This window comes from Bacillus sp. GW823-FHT06A10 (assembly GCF_058795375.1).
In genome coordinates this window covers 499,902-520,382 of sequence record NZ_JBXAHT010000002.1, presented here as the reverse complement: position 1 = coordinate 520,382, position 20,481 = coordinate 499,902, and the positions used below count along the sequence as shown (strand labels likewise).

At 34.7% G+C, this 20,481-nt stretch carries 25 protein-coding genes; 6 read left to right on the top strand and 19 right to left on the bottom strand.

Translation table 11 applies throughout. The features are described 5' to 3' along the window. Window positions 1-144 precede the first annotated feature (144 nt). Window positions 145-510, bottom strand: coding sequence for a YqxA family protein (locus tag AC1Q8M_RS17470; protein WP_001207094.1), 366 nt, complete (start codon window positions 508-510; stop codon window positions 145-147). Beyond that, window positions 507-1,610 (bottom strand): GPR endopeptidase, encoded by a 1,104-nt coding sequence (gene gpr, locus AC1Q8M_RS17465; RefSeq protein WP_000662644.1) that lies wholly within the window; start codon window positions 1,608-1,610, stop codon window positions 507-509. The genes AC1Q8M_RS17470 and gpr overlap by 4 nt, the downstream gene beginning before the upstream one ends. A 180-nt stretch (window positions 1,611-1,790) precedes the next feature. Between gpr and rpsT the strand changes: the two genes are divergently transcribed. Continuing rightward, entirely contained in the window at window positions 1,791-2,048 is a 258-nt protein-coding gene (rpsT, locus tag AC1Q8M_RS17460) for a 30S ribosomal protein S20 (protein WP_001274012.1), read from the top strand. Window positions 2,049-2,133: 85 nt separating this feature from the next. Here the strand turns inward: rpsT and holA are convergent, their stop codons facing one another. Beyond that, entirely contained in the window at window positions 2,134-3,144 is a 1,011-nt protein-coding gene (holA, locus tag AC1Q8M_RS17455; protein WP_098360854.1) for a DNA polymerase III subunit delta, read from the bottom strand. A gap of 346 nt (window positions 3,145-3,490) precedes the next feature. On the opposite strand from holA, the gene AC1Q8M_RS17450 reads away from it, so the two are divergent. Next, a complete protein-coding gene (locus tag AC1Q8M_RS17450; protein WP_000997609.1) occupies window positions 3,491-3,625 on the top strand; it encodes a YqzM family protein in 135 nt (44 codons plus the stop codon). A gap of 31 nt (window positions 3,626-3,656) precedes the next feature. Here AC1Q8M_RS17450 and AC1Q8M_RS17445 read toward each other — a convergent pair whose 3' ends face one another. The 3 genes from AC1Q8M_RS17445 to AC1Q8M_RS17435 all read right to left on the bottom strand — a co-directional run bounded on the left by AC1Q8M_RS17445 (window position 3,657) and on the right by AC1Q8M_RS17435 (window position 7,213). After that, window positions 3,657-5,978 carry a DNA internalization-related competence protein ComEC/Rec2 gene (locus AC1Q8M_RS17445; RefSeq protein WP_016512315.1) on the bottom strand — a complete coding sequence of 774 codons (2,322 nt, stop codon included), beginning with the start codon at window positions 5,976-5,978 and terminating at the stop codon, window positions 3,657-3,659. 14 nt (window positions 5,979-5,992) lie between these two features. Then, a complete protein-coding gene (locus AC1Q8M_RS17440) occupies window positions 5,993-6,550 on the bottom strand; it encodes a ComE operon protein 2 (RefSeq protein WP_000439773.1) in 558 nt (185 codons plus the stop codon). 63 nt (window positions 6,551-6,613) lie between these two features. Continuing rightward, the gene (locus AC1Q8M_RS17435; RefSeq protein ID WP_000989936.1) at window positions 6,614-7,213 is read right to left on the bottom strand and encodes a helix-hairpin-helix domain-containing protein; all 600 of its coding nucleotides are present in this window, start codon (window positions 7,211-7,213) and stop codon (window positions 6,614-6,616) included. A 77-nt stretch (window positions 7,214-7,290) separates the two neighbouring features. Between AC1Q8M_RS17435 and comER the strand changes: the two genes are divergently transcribed. Further along, complete coding sequence (gene comER, locus AC1Q8M_RS17430) at window positions 7,291-8,118, top strand: late competence protein ComER (protein WP_001020554.1); 828 nt, start codon at window positions 7,291-7,293, stop codon at window positions 8,116-8,118. Window positions 8,119-8,298: 180 nt separating this feature from the next. On the opposite strand, the gene AC1Q8M_RS17425 is transcribed toward comER, so the two are convergent. The 8 genes from AC1Q8M_RS17425 to AC1Q8M_RS17390 all read right to left on the bottom strand — a co-directional run bounded on the left by AC1Q8M_RS17425 (window position 8,299) and on the right by AC1Q8M_RS17390 (window position 13,435). After that, a complete protein-coding gene (locus AC1Q8M_RS17425; RefSeq protein WP_072940218.1) occupies window positions 8,299-9,048 on the bottom strand; it encodes a class I SAM-dependent methyltransferase in 750 nt (249 codons plus the stop codon). Continuing rightward, entirely contained in the window at window positions 9,045-9,401 is a 357-nt protein-coding gene (gene rsfS / locus AC1Q8M_RS17420) for a ribosome silencing factor (protein ID WP_000998173.1), read from the bottom strand. The genes AC1Q8M_RS17425 and rsfS overlap by 4 nt, the downstream gene beginning before the upstream one ends. Next, window positions 9,398-9,967, bottom strand: a complete 570-nt coding sequence (yqeK, locus tag AC1Q8M_RS17415; protein ID WP_001078478.1) for a bis(5'-nucleosyl)-tetraphosphatase (symmetrical) YqeK — start codon at window positions 9,965-9,967, stop codon at window positions 9,398-9,400. Before yqeK ends, rsfS begins: the two co-directional genes overlap by 4 nt. Further along, window positions 9,957-10,526: a nicotinate-nucleotide adenylyltransferase gene (gene nadD / locus AC1Q8M_RS17410; RefSeq protein WP_001226038.1), complete on the bottom strand. Its 570-nt coding sequence runs from the start codon at window positions 10,524-10,526 to the stop codon at window positions 9,957-9,959. Before nadD ends, yqeK begins: the two co-directional genes overlap by 11 nt. A 138-nt stretch (window positions 10,527-10,664) precedes the next feature. Then, window positions 10,665-10,958, bottom strand: coding sequence for a ribosome assembly RNA-binding protein YhbY (yhbY, locus tag AC1Q8M_RS17405; RefSeq protein WP_000955227.1), 294 nt, complete (start codon window positions 10,956-10,958; stop codon window positions 10,665-10,667). 5 nt (window positions 10,959-10,963) lie between these two features. After that, window positions 10,964-11,797, bottom strand: coding sequence for a shikimate dehydrogenase (gene aroE / locus AC1Q8M_RS17400; protein WP_000812070.1), 834 nt, complete (start codon window positions 11,795-11,797; stop codon window positions 10,964-10,966). A 15-nt stretch (window positions 11,798-11,812) separates the two neighbouring features. Then, window positions 11,813-12,919, bottom strand: a complete 1,107-nt coding sequence (gene yqeH / locus AC1Q8M_RS17395) for a ribosome biogenesis GTPase YqeH (protein ID WP_000140807.1) — start codon at window positions 12,917-12,919, stop codon at window positions 11,813-11,815. A gap of 3 nt (window positions 12,920-12,922) precedes the next feature. Further along, a complete protein-coding gene (locus AC1Q8M_RS17390) occupies window positions 12,923-13,435 on the bottom strand; it encodes a YqeG family HAD IIIA-type phosphatase (protein WP_000765307.1) in 513 nt (170 codons plus the stop codon). A gap of 246 nt (window positions 13,436-13,681) precedes the next feature. On the opposite strand from AC1Q8M_RS17390, the gene AC1Q8M_RS17385 reads away from it, so the two are divergent. Further along, window positions 13,682-13,837 (top strand): sporulation histidine kinase inhibitor Sda, encoded by a 156-nt coding sequence (locus AC1Q8M_RS17385; protein WP_000850094.1) that lies wholly within the window; start codon window positions 13,682-13,684, stop codon window positions 13,835-13,837. Between the two features lie 185 nt (window positions 13,838-14,022). Here the strand turns inward: AC1Q8M_RS17385 and AC1Q8M_RS17380 are convergent, their stop codons facing one another. Then, window positions 14,023-14,811: a phosphatidylserine decarboxylase gene (locus AC1Q8M_RS17380; RefSeq protein ID WP_098855458.1), complete on the bottom strand. Its 789-nt coding sequence runs from the start codon at window positions 14,809-14,811 to the stop codon at window positions 14,023-14,025. 290 nt (window positions 14,812-15,101) lie between these two features. Then, entirely contained in the window at window positions 15,102-15,815 is a 714-nt protein-coding gene (sigK, locus tag AC1Q8M_RS17375; protein ID WP_000051382.1) for an RNA polymerase sporulation sigma factor SigK, read from the bottom strand. 152 nt (window positions 15,816-15,967) lie between these two features. Between sigK and AC1Q8M_RS17370 the strand changes: the two genes are divergently transcribed. After that, a complete protein-coding gene (locus tag AC1Q8M_RS17370) occupies window positions 15,968-16,888 on the top strand; it encodes a hypothetical protein (RefSeq protein ID WP_003271732.1) in 921 nt (306 codons plus the stop codon). Between the two features lie 43 nt (window positions 16,889-16,931). Here AC1Q8M_RS17370 and AC1Q8M_RS17365 read toward each other — a convergent pair whose 3' ends face one another. From AC1Q8M_RS17365 to AC1Q8M_RS17355, 3 genes are all read right to left on the bottom strand, one after another. Beyond that, the gene (locus AC1Q8M_RS17365) at window positions 16,932-18,425 is read right to left on the bottom strand and encodes a YcdB/YcdC domain-containing protein (RefSeq protein ID WP_098360852.1); all 1,494 of its coding nucleotides are present in this window, start codon (window positions 18,423-18,425) and stop codon (window positions 16,932-16,934) included. Window positions 18,426-18,513: 88 nt separating this feature from the next. After that, window positions 18,514-18,663: a 50S ribosomal protein L33 gene (gene rpmG / locus AC1Q8M_RS17360; protein WP_001265617.1), complete on the bottom strand. Its 150-nt coding sequence runs from the start codon at window positions 18,661-18,663 to the stop codon at window positions 18,514-18,516. Between the two features lie 146 nt (window positions 18,664-18,809). Then, window positions 18,810-19,433 carry a nitroreductase family protein gene (locus tag AC1Q8M_RS17355; RefSeq protein WP_001008498.1) on the bottom strand — a complete coding sequence of 208 codons (624 nt, stop codon included), beginning with the start codon at window positions 19,431-19,433 and terminating at the stop codon, window positions 18,810-18,812. Between the two features lie 352 nt (window positions 19,434-19,785). On the opposite strand from AC1Q8M_RS17355, the gene AC1Q8M_RS17350 reads away from it, so the two are divergent. Beyond that, the gene (locus AC1Q8M_RS17350) at window positions 19,786-20,436 is read left to right on the top strand and encodes a GTP pyrophosphokinase (RefSeq protein ID WP_000456218.1); all 651 of its coding nucleotides are present in this window, start codon (window positions 19,786-19,788) and stop codon (window positions 20,434-20,436) included. Window positions 20,437-20,481 lie beyond the last annotated feature (45 nt).

Below are 20,481 nucleotides of genomic sequence, written 5' to 3'. Positions count from 1 at the left end.
AAGATTCAATGAAAACTCGTGCTGCTTACGATACAAATCATTCTATCTATATCTTATGCGAATAAACCATAAGAGACAAACCCTTTTCAAATTTTAAAACGGTTGTCTTACAAATCAGTAAAACAACCATCTCCCATGCTACTCTTAGCTAAAAATCCCCTTTATTTTCCCAACAACTATATCCGTTCCGAACTTCGTCATTTCATAAGCTACACTTGCTACCGCCATCCCAATTCCTTCTACAACATTAAAACTTCTTAAACGTTCTAATTGTTGTTGTTTTTCTGAAGCTGAAAACGAACTACCCAAAATTTCTGATTCAGCACCTGTACTCTCTGTCCCTGTCATATGAGCTATTTGTTCATACGACAATTGCCGATAACCTTTCATACTTTTCAAACCATGATTAGCAAGTGACACTCCTGCTATCATCATAAGTAAACATAAAGCTACACTACATATACACAAAAGCGCAAAACGACTCAAACTATTATCATCTTTCTCCCTCAATGTGTATACGCTCCCGTATTATCTTGATCAATTTGATGATGCAGCGCTGCATTTAAACCACTCGCTATTACATTCGCCATATCCTCAATAAAAGTATCTACTTCTTTTGGGGTCACCATTAAGTTATGACCAAGAGGCGATAGCACTTCATAAATCAACCTTCTTTTTTCTTCTTCTTCTAACGTACCAACAGCACCTAAAAACATATTTCGGCTCTTTTCATCTGGCATATCTTCTTCTGTTAATTTTTTCTTTTCTCCAAATGAAAATCCCGCTGGTAACAAAGATCTTGAAGGTTTGTTTCCTTCTTTCATCTCTCGACCAAAATGTTTCAAAATAAAATCAATCGTATCACTTGTAATCGAAACGGCATCGACCACAGTCGGAACACCAATTGCGATAACAGGGATACCTAATGTCTCTTTACTTAGTTCCTTACGTTTATTCCCAACCCCTGATCCAGGATGGATTCCAGTATCAGAAATTTGTATCGTGCTATTTACTCGTTCAATAGAACGGGCAGCTAATGCGTCAATCGCAATTACAAAGTCTGGATTTGTCTTCTCAATAATCCCATAAATAACATCGCTCGTTTCGATGCCTGTAATCCCCATTACCCCCGGCCGAATTGCACTAACAGGCCTGAATCCTTCTTCTACACTTTCAGGCTGCAATTGAAACAAATGTCTCGTTACTAATACATTTTCTACAACTATTGGCCCAAGAGCATCCGGTGTTACATTCCAATTCCCAAGGCCTACAATTAAACAGCTCGCTTCTTTGGTAACACCAACCTCTTCTAAGAAATAAGAAAATTCTTTTGCAAAAATACGCTCCACTTTTTGTTGAAGTTCTGTATCTTGCTGACGTATACCTTGTACTTCAAGCGTTAAATAATTTCCAGGTTTTTTACCCATCGCTTCAGAGGCAGCTTCATCAATTGTTACTTTTGTAATTATAGTACCTTCTTCTTCCCTCTCTTTTACAATTACCCCCTGTATCCCTTTTTGTTCTTCTTGGCTTTCTTGCAACATTTGATGAGCTTCTACAGCAAGGTCAGTTCTAACGCTATATTTACTTAAATCCAATGGTTCTTTCATCGTATCTCCTCCGTAATTCATAGTAAATATCGTTAGATTTCCCAAAGTTATATAAGGTCATTCTTTCCTTTACGTGAAATTTCATGGATATACTATTGCAATTCTCTTCACCGTTTGATAGAATATCACTTGTTCTATGTAAGAATCGAGTCATTCGATTGCACCAGGGAGGTGAAAAGTATGGCAAACATCAAATCTGCTATCAAACGCGCTAAACTTAGCGAAGAGCGTCGTGCACATAACGCTTCTATCAAGTCTGACATGCGTTCTGCTGTTAAAACTGTAGAAGCTTTAGTTACTAATAACGATCTTGAAAATGCTAAAGAAGCTTTCAAAACTGCTTCTAAAAAACTTGACAAAGCAGCTCGTAAAGGTCTTATCCACCAAAACGCTGCATCTCGTCAAAAATCTCGCTTAGCGAAACAAGTAAACGCGTAAGGCGTTTAAAAAACGATCCATTTGGATCGTTTTTTTATATACAAAAAAAGTTCATGCACTAGGTACATGAACTTTTTTTGTGTCATCACATATGATTTAATCGCATTAAGAAAAACTCGAGCACAAGTTTCTTATCCATCTTTCCCGTCTTCATACTATAATCAGCTTCTGCTAATTCTATAATCACTTTTTTTAATTCTTCAAAAGAGAAAAATTTCGTTTGATTCATCGCCAATTTTACACGATACGGATGTACACCAATATGAGATGCAATTTGATTTTGCCCATAACCACGTTGCTGTAACTCTTTCACTTGATACAACAAACGGAATTGACTCACTAATAACGCAAGCAATTTAATCGGCTCTTCCTGCTGCGTAAATAATCCATCCAAAATTTGCATTGCACCTGCAATATCTTTTTTCACCACTTTTTCTGTCAAAGCAAATACATTTTGCTCAACTGATTTTGGCACAAGCTCTGCAACAAGTTTCGTCGTAATCTCTCCGCCCATACCAACGTATAACGTTAACTTGTCCATTTCCTTCGCCAACATCGTTACATTACTTCCCACAAGCTCTAGCAACAAACTAACAGCCGCGTTATCAATGTGCACATGCACTTCATCTGCACGAGCAATAATCCACTTCTGAACATCCTGCACTTGCATCGCATTCGCTTCTACTACATCTGCTGTTTTCTTTAATAGTTTTGTAATTTTTTTTCGCTCATCAAGTTTTTCGTAAGGCGCAACAAAAACAAGAATAGAAAATGGAGAAGGTTCACCAATGTATTCTTCTAAAATTTTTATATTTTGCTCTAACTTTTCTTTTTGCGAAGTCAGAAATAGCGGTGATTTTATTAACAGTACTTTCCGTTCTCCAAAGAAAGGAAGCGTACGCGCATCCTCAACCACATCTTCTAAATATGCTTCTTCCAAATCGTATGTCACAACATTAAACTCTCTATCTTCTTCTTCAAGTGCTTCTGTCGTAATAAGCTTTATCGTTTCACTTATAAAAAAAGCTTCCGTTCCATATAGTAAATATAACGAAGCAAACTGTTTCTTTTTAATTTTTTTATGTATATCACTCATACTTTTTCCTACTCCCTAACTTGGCAATATATATTTATACTAATGCCCTAGCTTTTGTTTTACAAGTACAAAGGAACAGGCTTTATAACCCGTCCCTTTATTTATATTAAACGCCACGCAATAAGCCCCGGGTTTCTTATTGGTGTGCGGTAATCACCTTCCCTTTATTATTCACAATAAAAATTCGAGTATAAGTGCCAACTGTTAACATGCTTGGAAACAAAAAACTCACGTTACTTCATGATCTAAAAGTAGCAAAAAAGCTCATTTTCTCTTCATATGGAAATTGTAGATTTTTTTCTGACAATATTTTATACTAAAGTGGAATGTTGGGGAGGGATTCTAAATGAATGATTTTGAACAAAACGTTCAAAGTAAACGCAATGACGCTATTGATTCAGGGGTAGGATTTATCGTCTCATTTGGTTTTTTCGCAACACTTTTCATCATTGCAACTGTTATTAAATTTATCGGTTCTTAAAGGCTGCCACTTCATGGCAGTCTTCTCTTTTTCACCTATTATATGTCTTATCGTATGTGATTTTACTTTGAAAGGTTCCATTTTCCCCTTTAAAAACATAGGAAATAGCACCTTGCTTGTCCGTGCGCCATATCACACTCCCCATCTTCTCCAAACGCTCTATCACTTCTTTATGTGGGTGTCCATATCTATTCTGCTTACCAACAGATATAATCGCTACACGGGGCTGTATAACGTTCAAAAAAGACTCTATAGATGACGTGTTACTTCCATGATGAGCAACTTTTAAAACATCTACTCGCAAATCTGGATACGCAGATACTAAAAACTGCTCTCCTTCTTCTTCTAAATCGCCTGTAAATAGCCACGTCAATCCTCCAAATTTTGCCCATATTACAATTGAAGCATTATTTTCACTTTTTTCTTTTCCTTTTGGAGCTAAAACGAAAAATTCAGCTTCATTTACACTCCAACTTTCCCCTTCCCCCACTTCAGTTATTTTCATTTCCTTTTCTAATGCCTGTTTCTTTACTACTTTTTCTAATACTGCATCTTTTCCCTTCCGGCCAAACACAACTTCTTTTACAGGTATATATGATAATAATTCTTGCGCAGCACCTATATGATCTGCATCTCCATGCGTTACGATTAATTTATTAATTGTTTTAATACCTTCTTTTTGTAAATAGGGTATTAAAACATCATTTCCAACAGAAAATTCATGCTTTTTTTGTTGCCACTCTTCCTTATTGACACGAAGCGTTCCACCTGTATCAATAAGATAAACCCCTTTATCATACGGAAGGCGAATTAATATTGCATCACCTTGTCCAACATCAATAAATGTTACACTTCCACTTCCTCTAAAATATGGATATACATAATGACACGTGCTAATAAAAAGAAATATACTCACAACTATACAAACCATTTTTTTCGGCGCTCTCCTTTCCCAAACCATCAATATACTGACAATACTCGCGCAATATACAGCTACAAGATTGAAGGACGTTTTCCCGAAAATAAGCTGGTTAAATGGTAAACTTTCACAATAACTTAGAAAAACATTAGACATACTCAAGCCTATTGATAACACATCCGCAAATCCTTTTGCGAGAAACGGGACAATTGGCATACACAGTAAAATAATAATGCTACATGGTAATACAATGATAGATAAAAACGGAACGTATAAAAGATTGAGGAAAATGCTATATGGAGAAAAATAACCAAAGTGATATAACAAAATCGGAGTACTAACGAGCTGTGAAATGATAGAAATATAAATAGAATTTCGGATTACTCCGTTGCTACTCACTAACAATAACGGAGCAGACAAAAGTAAAGCGAAGCTACCTACAAAAGAAAACTGAAATCCAATATTAAAAACAAGATAAGGGTCATATATAAGCATACATATAGCTGTTACACTTAAAGCATCTAAACTAGATAAACGAATCGAGCACATAAAAGCAATCAACGTCAAAACTCCTGTTATAGAAGCCCTTATAACAGAGGGTGACGCCCCTGCTAAAACCATATACAAAGGAATACAAATGATAAGGCAAATTGTTGCTACCTCCCTCGTCGCACCACTTCTTAGCAAAATAAAATATACTATCACCATTAACAATACAATGTGCGAACCTGAAATTGCTAACAAATGTACAAGACCAAACTGTTGATATTGCTCTTCCACTTCAAACGTCATTTGTTGTCTATCACCAAATAGTAACGCATTCATAAAAGCACCTGATTGCTCTGGAAACATCTCTGTAACTTTCGAGATTACTTGTTGCCTCAAAAGGAGAATCCGTTGCATGAGCGACAGTGATGTTTTATAGCATTCAGAAATATATGTAGCCTCAAATGTGAAATGAATATGTTGCTTGTATAAATAATCACGGTAATTAAAACCATGAAAATTCCGAGCTGTTTGCGGTTCTTTCCTCTCACCCTCGAATACACATGATATCCCTGCGTATAATTGCTGCATTTTTTCCTTTTCCAAGGCTGATTTTATTCTATAACTTAACTGCACTATATTTTTATTGTGATCTTCAAACTGAAAAGATAGGCGATCCCCATTAACAAGCGGTGTATTTTGTATAACCCCTCTTGTAACTCCATAGGGCTCTCCTAGAGACTTATTCCACCCTTGAACATAGGAAGTGTATATAACGCCACTAAAGCACGCTACAATGCAAAAAAAGAAGGTTTTACGCGAAGTGCGATATAAACAGAAGAAAACATTTAAAAAGAGGCAAAAAACTATCAATAAAAGTGACGAGGAAAAGGCAATTGCAATCCCTATTATAAACGAGATTGCAACATAACCCCATTGTTCCTGCAACTTATACTCACTCCTTATAGCATCATTTTTGCTTTCGTGAATACATGCTGTAATTCTTCCATTGATAAATTATCTTTTTCTAAAGACGCAAATAATTCTTTTAACTCCGTATAACGTTTTTGCTCCTCTAATGCAGCGATATCATATTCTAGCGGAACGTGCTTCACTGTTACATTCGCTTGTTCAAATAACTCTATGGCGTATGGATGATTTTTATAATCCTGCGCATAATAAACCGCTGTAATACCACTTTGAATAATTGCCTTACAACATTGTAAACAAGGGAAATGCGTAACGTAAATTTCTGCTTCCTCTGTTTTCGCACCAAACTTGGCACATTGTAATAAAGCATTCATTTCGGCATGAATTGTCCGAACACAATGATTATCGATTACGTAACAACCATCATCTATACAATGTACACCACCTTTAATCGAACCATTATATCCACCAGCAATAATTCGTTTATCGCGAACGATTGTCGCTCCTACCGCAAGCCTTGTACATGTACTACGTAACGATAGTAGATGGCTTTGCGTCATAAAATATTGATCCCATGAAATTCGTTCCATATTTTTCACCTACTTTTTTGTCTACTTGTAGTGTAGCGAAAGAAGAAAAACTTCGTCAATCTTTTACGGAATAATAATTTGATCTTTTATCTTTTCAAGAGACTTCGCACCAATCCCATCAATCTCTAATAAATCTTCTATTTTCTGAAACGGACCATGTTCTTCTCGATATTTCAAAATACTTTCTGCCTTTCGAGAGCCAATCCCTGTAATTTTTTCCAATTGCTCTTTCGCTGCTGTATTTATTCGAATCTTGCCATCTTCCTTAGAAGAAGTAAACATCCCTTGTTCTGACTCATTTTTACTCGGTATATAAAGAAGCATTTGATCTTGTACAATTTGTGCTAAATTCACTTTTTTCATATCTACTTCTGATAAAAAACCACCAGCCTTTTGAACCGCATCCTTTACGCGATCCCCTTCCTTCATTTCATATACCCCTTCTTTATTAACCGCTCCTTTCACATCAATTATAATTGTTCTTTTCTGTTCCTTTGTATCCGATATTTTCGGTTTACCCTTTTTTTCTATCTCCTTCTCTTGCACATTCATTGTAATAGGCGTTCGTTCTACACTCTGATTCGTTTTCCAAAAAACAAGAAAAAGTAAAGTTCCAATAATAGCTACTAAACCTAACCACTTTTTCGGAAAATCCCACATCATTTTACACCTCTAATCATAAATTTATAACATCATTCATATTGTTTAGGAGAAAGCTGTTACGAAGGAGGGATGAAACTTTGAACATAGGAATTATAGGGACAGGAAACATGGGGAATATACTAATCGATGCATTTTTAGAAACCCGTGCTGTCAAACCTTCGTGCCTTACAATCATTAATCGGACGCCTGCCAAAGCATATCATATAAAAGAAAAATACCCTTCTGTTCATATAGCAAAAACAATCCCGGAAGTAATCGAACAATCACAACTTATTTTTATTTGCGTTAAGCCGATAGATATATACCCTATCCTAAAAAAATACGCTGAACATTTTTCTGATGAAACGTGCTTAGTTTCTATTACAAGTCCAATATCTCCATCACAATTAGAGACTCTCGTACCGTGCCACGTCGCACGTATCATTCCAAGTATCACAAATCGCGCCCTCTCTGGCGCCTCACTATTTACATTTGGAGATAATTGCTCTGAAGAATGGCAACAAAAACTACTTCGTCTATTCAAAAATATTTCTACACCTCTTGTAATAGAAGAAGATATAACACGTGTTTCATCTGATATAGCAAGTTGCGGTCCTGCTTTCTTTAGTTATTTACTACAATGCTTCATTAACGCTGCTGTAGATAAAACAAATATTACACACGAAGAGGCTACTACTTTAGTAAGTGAAATGGTCGTGGGGATGGGGAAATTACTTGAAAAAGAAATCTTCACATTACCTACCTTACAAGAAAAGGTTTGCGTGAAAGGCGGCGTTACCGGGGAAGGCATTCGGGTTTTAGAAGAACACGTTGGAGATATGTTCCATAAGTTAATCGAGCGAACACATGAAAAATTTGATGAAGATTTAGAATGCGTTGATCAGCAATTCAATAAACACACATAATAAATACGTCATTTTCATTCCAAATCCTTTTTATAAATACTTACTTTTTTACAATACATTTTCACTTCAACTACTATTCCCACACTTTACGCATACGATCTTCAGATTATGCTAGAACTAAAAATACATCTTCTTTATAAAACAAAAGCAACCTTCTCGGTTGCTTTTGTTTTATTTGTTTTATCCGTTTTTCTTTGCCATGAAGAAAATACGCTCTGTTTGTTCTGTAACTTCAAGTCGCTCAAAATCACCTGTTACACGAAGAACTGTAAAACCTGCTTCTTCAAGCCATTTCGTTAACTCTTCCACTTGATATGCACGTTGCACGTGACATTCGTCAAACCGATGGTACACATCTTCTTCCGGATCTTGAACAAAGAATGTCAAATCATGCTCTACACTATTTGATTCTTCACCAGGGAAGCAATTCCAAATAAGAGATATTTCTTCTGCATTCACTGTATACGTTTCATTTTGAAATACATGATGTATTTTATATAAAGAATGTACATCAAATAAAAACAAACCATCTTGACGCAAATGGTGAAACACTCTTCTAAATGTTTCTTGTACTCCATCTTCTTGCAATACATAATTTAATGAATCACAAAAGATAGTGACACAGTCAAACTCACCTGGAACATCAAGCTCTCGCATGTCTTGTTGGTAAAAAGGAATAAAGTATCCCTCTCCTCCTAGTTTTTGCTGAGCGACTGTTAACATTTCTTCTGAAAGATCGACACCTATTAAATCGTAACCCTTTTGCACAAGCGGAAGGGTTACATTACCCGTACCGCATGCTACATCAAGAATTTTTGCATCTTTCATATCTGCCTGCTGCAGGCTTTCCTCTGTGAATTCTACCCATTTATCATAAGGGACATCATTCATCAGTTCGTCGTACAACAATGCAAATTGTTCGTATTTCATTGGCCTAGCTCTTCTGTTATATCTTCACGTGGCACATCGCCCCATAGACGCTCTAAATTATAGTGATTACGCTCATCTTTATGGAATACATGGGCAACTACATCTCCAAGATCAACTAATACCCAACGTGCTTCGTCAAAACCTTCCATACGTTGTACGTCGATTTGGAACTCATGTGCTTTTGATTTAATTTCACGTGCAATTGCTTGCACTTGTTTATCTGAATTACCGTGACAAATAATGAAATAATCTGCAATTGGTGAAATACCTTGCATATTTAGGACAACCATATCTTCTGCTCTTTTATCATCAGCTGCTTTTGCCGCTAACACTAATAAATCTTTATCGTTCATTTACTCATTTCCTCCTTGATAACTGCATTGTATGTTTGGAATGTTAATGGATAAATCGTCTGATTTTTTTCCATTAAAAATTGAATTGTTCTCTTTAACGCAAATAATAAAGCTTGATTTATATCCGTATATGCGAGTTTACGAGCCTCTTCCACACCCGGAAACTTTCGCCCTGGCTCAATGTAATCAGCTACATAAATCACTTTATCTAACATCGTCATGTTCTCATGACCACTTGTATGATATGTAATAGCTTGCAATATTTCAGAATCCGTAATGCCTACCTCTTTTTCTACTAAGTATGCCCCAACAGGCGCATGCCACAACTCTTTATTATAGCAAAGTAAATCTTTCGGCAAATCTTCACGTTTAATAATCTCTTCCATCTCTGAAATCGCTCTACATTTCGCATAATCATGGAATATAGCTGCCATCTCTGCTTTTTTCTCGTCTACACCGTATAACTTAGCAAGCTCAATCGCTGTCTCCATTACACCAATTGTGTGTATATAACGTTTTTCATGCATTTGTTGTTTGACAATATGCAGTGCATTCTCACGATTCATACAACCCATTCCTCTCGATATATACCTGTACTTTTTCAGGAAGTAAATATTTACACGTTTTCTTCTCCTTATATCTCTCACGTAATAAGGATGAAGAAACTGCAAATTCCGGAATTTCCACTGTAGTAATCTTATATGTTGTATGCAATGTATACCCAGGTCTTGCAACTCCAACAAATGTTACAAGATTAAGTAAAGCTTCAATGTTATACCACTTCGGTAAATACTCAACCATATCCCCACCGATAATAAAGTGAAACTGCACATCCGGATACTTCTTCGTCAATTGTAACATAGTGTCATACGTATAAGATGGGCCCTTCCTGCTTAGCTCTTCTAAACAAATAGAAAAGTGTTCTTCTGCCTCAGTCGCAAGCTCTAACATATGTAAACGACTTTCTATACTTGTAATATTACGTCCTTGTTTATGTGGCGGAATCTGGTTTGGCAAGAACCATACTTCTTCCAATTCCAAAGCGTGATATACTTCATTTGCAATTAGCAAATGTCCATAGTGAGGCGGATCAAATGTACCGCCAATGATGCCAATTTTCCTCAAAAGAAACGCCCCTTCCTCTTACATACAGCAACTCTCCTTGGTTAGGAACGAAGAGAGTTGCTATTAATAAAAGTTCAATTGGTTTCGCTCTCTACATCATTACGCATCAGCGATAAAAAATAGCGCATGCTAATCTTTTTATCGAGGAAGCTTAATTTGTTTATTTTCTCTTGATTCTTTGTATAAAACGATTGTGCTTCCAATTACTTGAACGATTTCAGCACGTGCACCTTTTGCAAGTTCTTCCGCAACCTCACGGCGATCAAATTCACAGTTTTGTAATACGCTCACTTTAAATAGTTCACGAACTTCTAACGCTTCTCCAATTTGTTTTACCATATTTTCATTTACTCCGCCTTTTCCTACTTGAAAAATTGGTGTTAAATGATGTGCTTGTGCACGTAAAAATCTTTTTTGTTTTCCTGTTAACATATATGTTAGCCTCCAAGCTTTTCTATAACTAATTGTTTCATTCGATCAATATTTGGTACACGTCCTGTCCACATTTCAAATGCAAGTGCTCCTTGATAAACAAACATATCAATACCATTTTGAATGATTGCGCCTTGCTCTTTTGCCTCACATAAAATTTTCGTTTCAAATGGATTATAAATTATATCTGATACAATCGTTCCTTTTTTTAACAAACACATTTGTAATGGCGTATGTTCGACGTGTGGATGCATACCTATCGTTGTCGTCTGAATGATAATATCATAATTTCCTTGTTCTTCTGTCGCTTTTTCTAACGACAAAGCAACAGAATGAACATCGGCCGTACGTGCAGCAATAAGTTCTTTCGCCTTATCAACTGTACGATTGGCTACATCAATCTCTTTTACACCTACATCAGCAAGAGAAAAATAAATAGCTCGGCTAGCACCACCTGCACCAAGTAACAAAATACGTTTCCCTTGAAGTGGTTCATTACTAATTGACTGCAGCGCTCGAACAAAACCAATTCCATCTGTGTTGTAGCCAATTAACCTTCCATTCTTATGAACCACTGTATTTACTGCACCGATTTTCCTTGCCAATGGATCAATCTCATCCAAATACTCCATGATAGCAACCTTGTGCGGAGTTGTTACATTAAATCCTGAAATACCTAATGCTTTTAAACCTCTTACTGCTTCCCCTAGCGCTTCCTCTTCAACAAGGAATGCATGATAATGGGCATCCATATTCAAGTGTTCAAATGCATCGTTATGCATAACGGGTGATAATGAATGTCCAATTGGATTTCCGATTACACCATATAATTGTTTCATAAATCCCTCTCCATATTAAATTAAAGATTTACGTAGTGAAACACTTACTCCTTTTGGTACGTGTGCAACAATTTTCGCGCCTGGTTCGTTCACAGTAACCCATCCTAATCCAGAGAATACAACATCCGTCTTTGGTTCACGAATATTAAATTCGTATTTCACTAACTCAGGCATATTTGCTAATTCTTCTGGCGTTGGCGGGCTTAGTAAATCTCCAGCATGATTTTTATATAATTCATCTGCTTTCTCAAGCTTTGTACGATGGATTGTTAAACGATTCGAGAAGTGACAAGTAAACGCACGACGACCACCACTTACATAATCAAAACGTGCCAATCCACTAAAGAATAACGTTTGTTCTTCATTTAATTGGAATACCATCGGCTTAATTTCTTTTGTTGGTGTAATAAGCTTTAAGCTTTGCTTCCCAACATAATGAGCCATTTGGTGGTGGTTAATAATACCTGGCGTATCATATAAAGAAGATTCTTCGTCTAATGGAATATCAATTAAATCCAGTGTTGTTCCTGGGAAATGAGATGTTGTAATTACATTTTCAGTCTCATCACTAAATTCTTTAATCATACGATTAATAAATGTCGATTTCCCTACATTCGTACATCCAACAACATAAACATCTTTGCCGCCGCGATAATACTCAATAGCATCTGCTAGTTCAGCAATTCCTTGTCCCTTCGCTGCACTAATTAAAAAGACATCTTCTGGTTTTAATCCTAGCTGCTTTGCACTATAGCGCATCCAATGCTTTACTTTATCATGTTTTACTGACTTTGGAATTAAATCAGCTTTATTTCCAACAAGTAATACTTTATTATTCCCTACGAAACGATGTAAGCCAGGTAACCAGCTACCATTAAAATCAAAAATATCTACAATTTTGACTACTAATGCATCTGATTTTCCAATTCCATTTAAAATGCGTAGGAAGTCATCATCTGTTAACGATACATCTTGAATTTCATTGTAATGCTTCAAGCGAAAACAACGTTGACAAATGACTTGCTCTTTCTCTAAAGATGAGGTAGGAGCATACCCCACTTCGTTTTTATTTTCTGTTTGAATTTCTACACCGCAACCAATACATTTAATTGTTTCAGTCAAACTTTATTCCTCCCAGTTAATTAAACCTTTTTTCTTCATATTTTTCATGATTCTTCGTTCAATTTTCCGATTAAAGCGCGTCACTAATCCGTCCGTTTGTGCTACCGGTACAACTAAAATTGTATGAAGCCCTACTCGGTTTCCACCAAGCACATCAGTCAGTAACTGATCTCCAATTACTACAACTTCCTCTGCCTGCAGATGCATCTCTTGTATCGCACGCTTAAACGCTCGAACAAATGGTTTACGTGCACTATGAATAAATGGAATACCTAATGGGTCAGCAAAATCTTTTACACGTTGCTCATTATTATTTGAAACAACCGTTACTTGGATGCCTTGCTCTTTCATTTTTAAGAACCATTCTTCAAGTTGCGGGGTTGCATTTGGACGATCCCATTCAATTAAAGTGTTATCTAAATCAGTAATAACACCTTTAATCCCACGTTTTTTTAAATCTTCTGGTTGAACATGATATACATTTTTCACGTATTCATTTGGTAAAAATAGTTTCAATTTCTTTCACCTCTTTGAGGATTTTTCATAAAATTTTTCGACAACATTTTTCGATATATAACCTGTGGATAAAATTGTACACATTTTCCACATTAATTTTTCAGTTAATTTGGAATTTACTAACAAACTATACACACTTTATCCACCTAGGTATGTGGATAACCACTCGTTTGTGACTGTCATATTTTTTTGGTACATTAAATGCATCAACGAATCAATCCTTATATTATTAGGAGGTGACTCACCTTGAAAACAAAACATATGGAACAGTTATCCACTGAGTTACTCACTGAGTCTTATTATAAAGCAAAAGAACTAAAATTAAATCCCGACTTCATTTTACTTATAAAACAAGAAATCATTAGACGCTCATTAGAGGACAAGCTTGTCAAATCTTCTTGATTATATATAAAGTGAAAGTTTAATCAGCCCGTACCAATCAAACAGTTACAGGATACATTATTGAATGCCCTGTAAAAAGAGCCATCCTACGATGGCTCTCGAATAAACAAGTACTCCCATCTAGGGGATTTCATCATTAAGTATCTTTGCCCATAACTCTTACTTACGGTTATAAAAGCGTTTCTTTATTTATGAGCTAATCGAGTAGCTATTTTTTCACCAAGACGCAGCTCTTGCCCACTCTTTAATTCCTGCACTACTTCTATCATATCTTTTTCAAACAATAACACAACTGTTGAACCAAATGTAAAGTATGCCATTTCTTCACCTTTTTGAACAGTGTCTCTCTCATGCAAAAGCTCAATACTATTAACAAACATGGCCCCTACTTTTACAAGAGCCATATGTTCGCCATCACTGCTTACTTCTGTAACAGAACGATAATTTTTTGACAACGGTTCTTTCCCATATTCCATACCAGCTGCATTTACCGGATACGATTTTCTACCGAGTGCAAATCTTTCATTCACAGAACCAGAAAGCGGACTATGAATGCGATGATAGTGACTTGGACTCAAATAAATTACCATATATGTACCGCCTGCATATCGCGTTGCACGTTCCTCATTACCTAGCATATCCACAATTGAATAGCGCTTTCCTTTAATATCAAATGTTTTTGTATCCTCAATAGGACCATAATCTGCAAAAACACCATCAACAGGACTAACAATACTCGATGCATCTGTATCAATACTACGCTTTCCTTCTTTTAGCTTACGCGTAAATAATTCATGCAACGTTCTATATTCCTTCAAACCCTTTTCCATCTCATCTTGATTAATTTGAAAAACTTTCGCATACGATGGAATAATGATAGAGCTCAAACGAGATTGTGCAAATTTACGTAATATATAAGAAGTAAAGCGACCATTTGTAAGTTCTATCATAAGTCGATATAATGTACGTCGCAAATTGCGAAACCCCCTAATCAGTCTATAACTTTAGTTTTCCCTTATTTTCTTTCTATATCATACGTAAAATTGGTTCTTATTCCCACATATCATATAAAGCAGCCTTATTATACATACAGAAAACTAAGTATGGTATTATTCTTAAATTATTTAGCACCTTCTAATATTACAGATAGAATCCGTCATTTTCAACAGTGAACATGTATTTCTTCTTAGCATAACGCGTTTTCTTTTCTTATTTACAATAAGAAAAGCAGCCTATTTTAAAATATGGCTGCTTCTAATACACTTTACTCTTTCGCTTTTTTCTCTTTCTCTGCCCTTACAAACTCGTGGAACATTTTCATTAAAGCACGCTTTTCGATCCGTGATACGTAACTTCTAGAAATGCCAAGCGCCTTAGCGATTTCCCGCTGTGTTTTCTCCTTATCTAGCCCAAGTCCAAAACGTTTCACAATCACTTCTTTTTCTCTTTCGTCTAAAATATCGATATACTCTTTAATTTTTTCTAACTCCATACTAAGCTGAATCATATCAATTACATCTTCAGACTCTGATTTTAATATATCAATAAGCGATATTTCATTGCCCTCTTTATCTTGCCCGATCGGATCATGAAGTGAAACATCTTTTTTCGTTTTCTTTAGTACACGTAAATGCATCAAAATTTCATTTTCAATACAGCGTGCTGCATACGTCGCAAGCTTCGTTCCCTTTCCTGCAGAATAGCTCTCGATCGCTTTAATGAGCCCGATCGTACCAATTGAAATTAAATCTTCTGCATCTTCTCCTGTGTTCTCAAATTTTTTAACGATATGAGCTACAAGCCGTAAATTATGTTCAATTAAAAGATTTCTCGCTTGAGCATCACCTTGCTCCATTAACTCTAAGTACTTTCTCTCATCATCTGATGATAACGGCTGCGGAAACGCATTATTTTTCACATAAGAAACAAAGACAAACACTTCTCGAACCATATATCCAATTGCGGCGAATAGACTCAAACCTTTCACCTCCGCCAAAATAGTGGTCTTTATTATGTGTATGTGGGCTTGAGGTTGTTTGTGTCTGTACAGTTTATTTATAAAACTCAACACTTCCAACATTTAAAATATTTTATTGTTATATTATAATTATATAAAATTGTTATTTATATATGAATATGCTATTAAAGGGGAAACTATTCATGCTTACATTAGATCGATTATTAAATGTAACAATTTATTTAGGGGTATTTTTACTTTTCATTTCGTTCATTACTTTTGTTATTAAGAGAGGGCCTGATTTATTATTTTTTCAATTTGGAATTTCTTTGTTTTTTGGAGCTCAAATTATAATTGGAATGAAATTTTTTCATAATTATGGTTTCTCCTTTCACTCAAAACTAGAACTACTTATCTTTATTTTCTATGTAATTGGATTTATTACATGTATACTACTGTTCTTTAACTTTCAAAATCCGTATCGAATTTTTTTATTAATTTGTAGTTTTTTATTTTTAACTGGATCCAATTATTACTTTAAAGAAACATTAAATTTTAGTAAAAAAACTCCAAAGCAACATAAAACTTTTTTAAGTACACAAGAAGACTCTTTTCCAAAAGAAGTCCGTAAATTTTCAGAGGATTACAATAACATAATAAGGAATGATTTTTATGAAATACCGATGATTCCTACTGAATTACAGATTACAAGCAAAAAACATTCTTCCCATAGTACATCTTTCTTAGTTGAACTTTATAATAGCGAGAATGAAATTACTGATGACTCTGTACAATTAACTCCATCAGACCGTTTTTATATACTGTTAAATACACAAAAAACAAAAATATCAAAAATAGTATATGAAGGGCAAAATTTTTTCACATTAACAGTCACACTAAAGGCTCTTAATTTACAGCAAGAACCAGAAATTCATAATATGTTTTTAGAAATAGATAAACGTAGAGCGATGAATCTTCTTAATTTTGAAATTAAAGCCCATACTAAAGAATGGAAAGTAACATTTAAAAGTGATAATTCTTCTTCCAATCTTCCTATCACATTTAATTTTGAAAAACGAACAGACAAATTATAAAAATAAAAAGAGTTATTTTCTTTGAAAAATAACTCTTTTTATTTTACTTACTCCAAATCTTTCTCCCAGTTTGGGCATCAATATAACGAATTTCCCGACTACAATCAAAAAGTTCTTTATGTTTTTCATCTGTCGTTTGTTTGTACAGTAGTTTGTATTTCGTTTCCTCTGCATGATGATCCACAAACCATTCTAATTTAACTCGGATAGCCTCTCTGTATATTTCTAACGCTTTTTCTTTTGTTACTTTTGGTGTTGTTTCATATGTAAGTAATTCTTTTATAAAGTTGCCAGACTCTCCAGAGTAGTGCATCACAGCACCATTTTCTGCATTGATGTTGATCATAATATATTTCCGCTCTACATGAATGTCATTTACATAGATTGAAAAGGAAAACCTCTCTATCCCCTCTTCCTCCTCATAATTATCCCAAAGTTGAACATACTTTGTCGCATCTGGGATAATATGCTCTAAAAATTGAAGTGCCTTGCTTAAACATTGCTCTCTTGATAAGATTGTTTTCCTTTTTTTCTCATTCTTCCACATAAAAAAAGAAAGCAATTGATTTGTTTCTTTATCTAGAGTAATTATAACGAATTCATCATGTTTCAACATTGGAAAATGTTTTTTATAAAACTCATCCATTGAATATGAATCCTTCTCTTCTATTTCTTTTTGTAATTCTTCTTTTAATACAAATTTTATCCGGACTTCATCCTCATCTACTTTTTCATCTATTTTGACAAACTTCCCCTTGTCCCAATCAAATAAATCAAACACATCTTTTTTTTGACTACTCTTTAGCAGTTTATCAACAAGTACTGTAGAAGGTAATTTATAGTGTTCTGGCCCATATAAATCTTTACCTGTACTTGCATCAATAAACGCATGACTAGGTTCTGGTTCATATACAAGATGGTACCCTTTTACTTCTTCCCCGTTTTCATACTCACATGAAGAGTATGTTAAATCTACAAATACAAGTCTCATATCTTGTCTAGCTTTCAAATTTTCTAAAACGATATTCTCCCCAACAATTTCACTTGGCCATAACGGTTTTTTCTCTATGGCTTTTTGTCCATTGTAATGAAAATGCACAACATTACCTGAAGGGTGCACTCGCACAACACACCCAGTATTCGGCAATGGATAGCTATTCACTTCTTGCATATAATTTACTTCTTTCCAACCGCGCCTGTCGTCCTTAACCGTTACATATGTATAGAATTCATATCCTTCTTTTGTATATTTTTTTAAGAATGTATTTGCAACCTCTCTTGCTTTATTCTCCTCTACCGCTCCCTTATCACTCGAAAAAGAATTTCCATCATCTATCCTAAATTCAATTAAATTACCAGTATGTCTATTTAATGTAATTTGTATCTGTTTCTCCTCATCATCTTTATGTCCCCACCATAATAGATGATACGGGTCATCAACCCCTTCTTGATCATCTACAACAAGCCTATATTCATCTGGAATTTCAATAATATGAGCTACGTGCTCTTTTCTTTCTTTATCTTTTTGATTCACCATATCCTCTCCTTCGTTACAATTTAAGGTAATTATAACAAAGAAAACCAAAACTTATTAACAAAAAAAGACTAGAGATATCTCTAGTCTTCTACTTCGTCTCACGATGTAACGTTACTCGCTTTAATCGTGGACAATATTTTTTTAGTTCGATGCGTTCTGGATTGTTTCGTTTATTTTTTTTAGAAATATAATTACGATCACCGCACTCCGTACAAGCTAATGTAATATTTACACGCATAGGTAATTCTCCTTTCTTTCAAAGATCGCAAACTAAAACGTAATGATTACGATTTACATATTATAAAACTTCATTCTATTTGTCAATTGCAAAAACAAGAAGATTCTATTTAGAATCCCCTTGTTTTTATAGTTAAATAAATTTTATTAAAACGATTCGTATGTAACAAACTCACTAATTGGCTTTCGATATCCTCTTGGACGAACTTTAGTCGTATCACTTTTCCCTATCGTAATCATTAAAACAGGTATTACATGCTCTGGCATATTTAATTCACTTTGTACTGCTTTTTCATCGAAACCAATCATTGGACATGTATCATATCCATAATATTTAGCTGCGTACATAAAAGTCATCGCACTTAACGAAGCATTTCTAATCGCTTCATCCTCCATGAAACGCTCTCCTTTTCCTTCATATAACCCTTTCGTTTGCCTAATGGTATCTTCATATTCGCATTCATCAATCATTTTTAAAACTTTCATACCGAAGTAAATATTTTCAACATTTTGGTATGCTCTTTTATCACCACAAACGAGCACTACCGCTGATGCACTCGATACTTTATATTGACCAAACGCTAATTCTTTTAATCTTTCTTTTCGCTCTTGATCACGAATTACAACATAATGTGTGTGCTGCAAATTATAGCAAGATGGAGAAAGCTTAGTTAACTCAAATATTTTTTTAAAATCCTCATCAGGGATTTCTATACCTTGTATAAATTTCATTGCAGAACGTCTAGCAATTGCTAATTCTTCAAAGTTCACCGTATATCCTCCTTAATAACTATAAATTTAAATATACATTAATTTATACAAATGGATAAATCAAATAAAAACACTTTAAATCCGAATAATAATTATGATTAACAGCAAAAAAGACAAAAAGCTGAAACAATTAGTTCATACGAAATTCACACGAATCTATTACTATAGAAATTGTACATAGTGAACTTATTAACAATCACGTTTATTTATATAGAATCTTACTCGAAAGGAGTTGAAAGTATGAAAACTAAATATCGCTTTATGATCTCATCATTTGCTGCTTGTGCTTATATGATTTGGTATTTAGTATAATAACAACCTCACTTGTAAATAGGAAAAGGTGTGTATATAAATGGAATATAATCAATCAACAGTTAACTACTGGAAAGCTTTTGTATTACCATATACATTTGCTTTAGAAGAGTTAAAAACTAAATTTGAAATTATGAACCGGGAAGCTCAATTTTTAGAGGATTACAACCCGTTTGAACATATAAAAACAAGACTAAAACAACCTGAAAGTATTATTAAAAAGCTTGAACGTAAAAATTTATTACCGACAGTTGAAAATGCCCAAACGCATTTACAAGATATTATTGGTATTCGTATTACATGTTGCTTCGTAGAAGATATTTATCATTTAAAAGAAGTCATTCAAAAGCGTGAAGATATGGAAATCATAGAGGTAAAAGATTATATCGCTAACCCAAAACGAAACGGTTATAAAAGTTTACACATGATTATTAAATATCCTTTATCACTGAATTCTGGTACAAAAGATGTATTTGCAGAAATTCAGTTACGTACACTGGCAATGGACTTTTGGGCAAGTTTAGAACACAAACTTTATTATAAATATGAAGGGAAAATACCGGAGTATTTAAAAGATGAACTACATGATGCAGCAATGAAAGCTGAAGATCTTGATAATAAAATGGCCACAATTCGTCAAGATATTGATGATATTGAGGCATGCTCAAATCAAATTATGCTACCACTATAAAAAAAGGTTCTCGCCAATGAGAACCTTTTTTTATACCATTTTTTT

Bases quoted from the DNA above. Each gene is read 5' to 3' on its own strand.
- AC1Q8M_RS17450 (WP_000997609.1), top strand. From the start codon at position 3,491: ATGAATGATTTTGAACAAAACGTTCAAAGTAAACGCAATGACGCTATT.
- rpsT (WP_001274012.1), top strand. From the start codon at position 1,791: ATGGCAAACATCAAATCTGCTATCAAACGCGCTAAACTTAGCGAAGAG.
- AC1Q8M_RS17440 (WP_000439773.1), bottom strand. From the start codon at position 6,550: ATGGAACGAATTTCATGGGATCAATATTTTATGACGCAAAGCCATCTA.
- holA (WP_098360854.1), bottom strand. From the start codon at position 3,144: ATGAGTGATATACATAAAAAAATTAAAAAGAAACAGTTTGCTTCGTTA.
- yqeK (WP_001078478.1), bottom strand. From the start codon at position 9,967: ATGAATCGTGAGAATGCACTGCATATTGTCAAACAACAAATGCATGAA.
- yhbY (WP_000955227.1), bottom strand. From the start codon at position 10,958: ATGTTAACAGGAAAACAAAAAAGATTTTTACGTGCACAAGCACATCAT.
- rpmG (WP_001265617.1), bottom strand. From the start codon at position 18,663: ATGCGTGTAAATATTACATTAGCTTGTACGGAGTGCGGTGATCGTAAT.
- AC1Q8M_RS17435 (WP_000989936.1), bottom strand. From the start codon at position 7,213: ATGATGTGGGATTTTCCGAAAAAGTGGTTAGGTTTAGTAGCTATTATT.
- rsfS (WP_000998173.1), bottom strand. From the start codon at position 9,401: ATGAACGATAAAGATTTATTAGTGTTAGCGGCAAAAGCAGCTGATGAT.
- AC1Q8M_RS17425 (WP_072940218.1), bottom strand. From the start codon at position 9,048: ATGAAATACGAACAATTTGCATTGTTGTACGACGAACTGATGAATGAT.
- aroE (WP_000812070.1), bottom strand. From the start codon at position 11,797: ATGAAACAATTATATGGTGTAATCGGAAATCCAATTGGACATTCATTA.
- AC1Q8M_RS17365 (WP_098360852.1), bottom strand. From the start codon at position 18,425: ATGGTGAATCAAAAAGATAAAGAAAGAAAAGAGCACGTAGCTCATATT.
- AC1Q8M_RS17350 (WP_000456218.1), top strand. From the start codon at position 19,786: ATGGAATATAATCAATCAACAGTTAACTACTGGAAAGCTTTTGTATTA.
- AC1Q8M_RS17370 (WP_003271732.1), top strand. From the start codon at position 15,968: ATGAATATGCTATTAAAGGGGAAACTATTCATGCTTACATTAGATCGA.
- gpr (WP_000662644.1), bottom strand. From the start codon at position 1,610: ATGAAAGAACCATTGGATTTAAGTAAATATAGCGTTAGAACTGACCTT.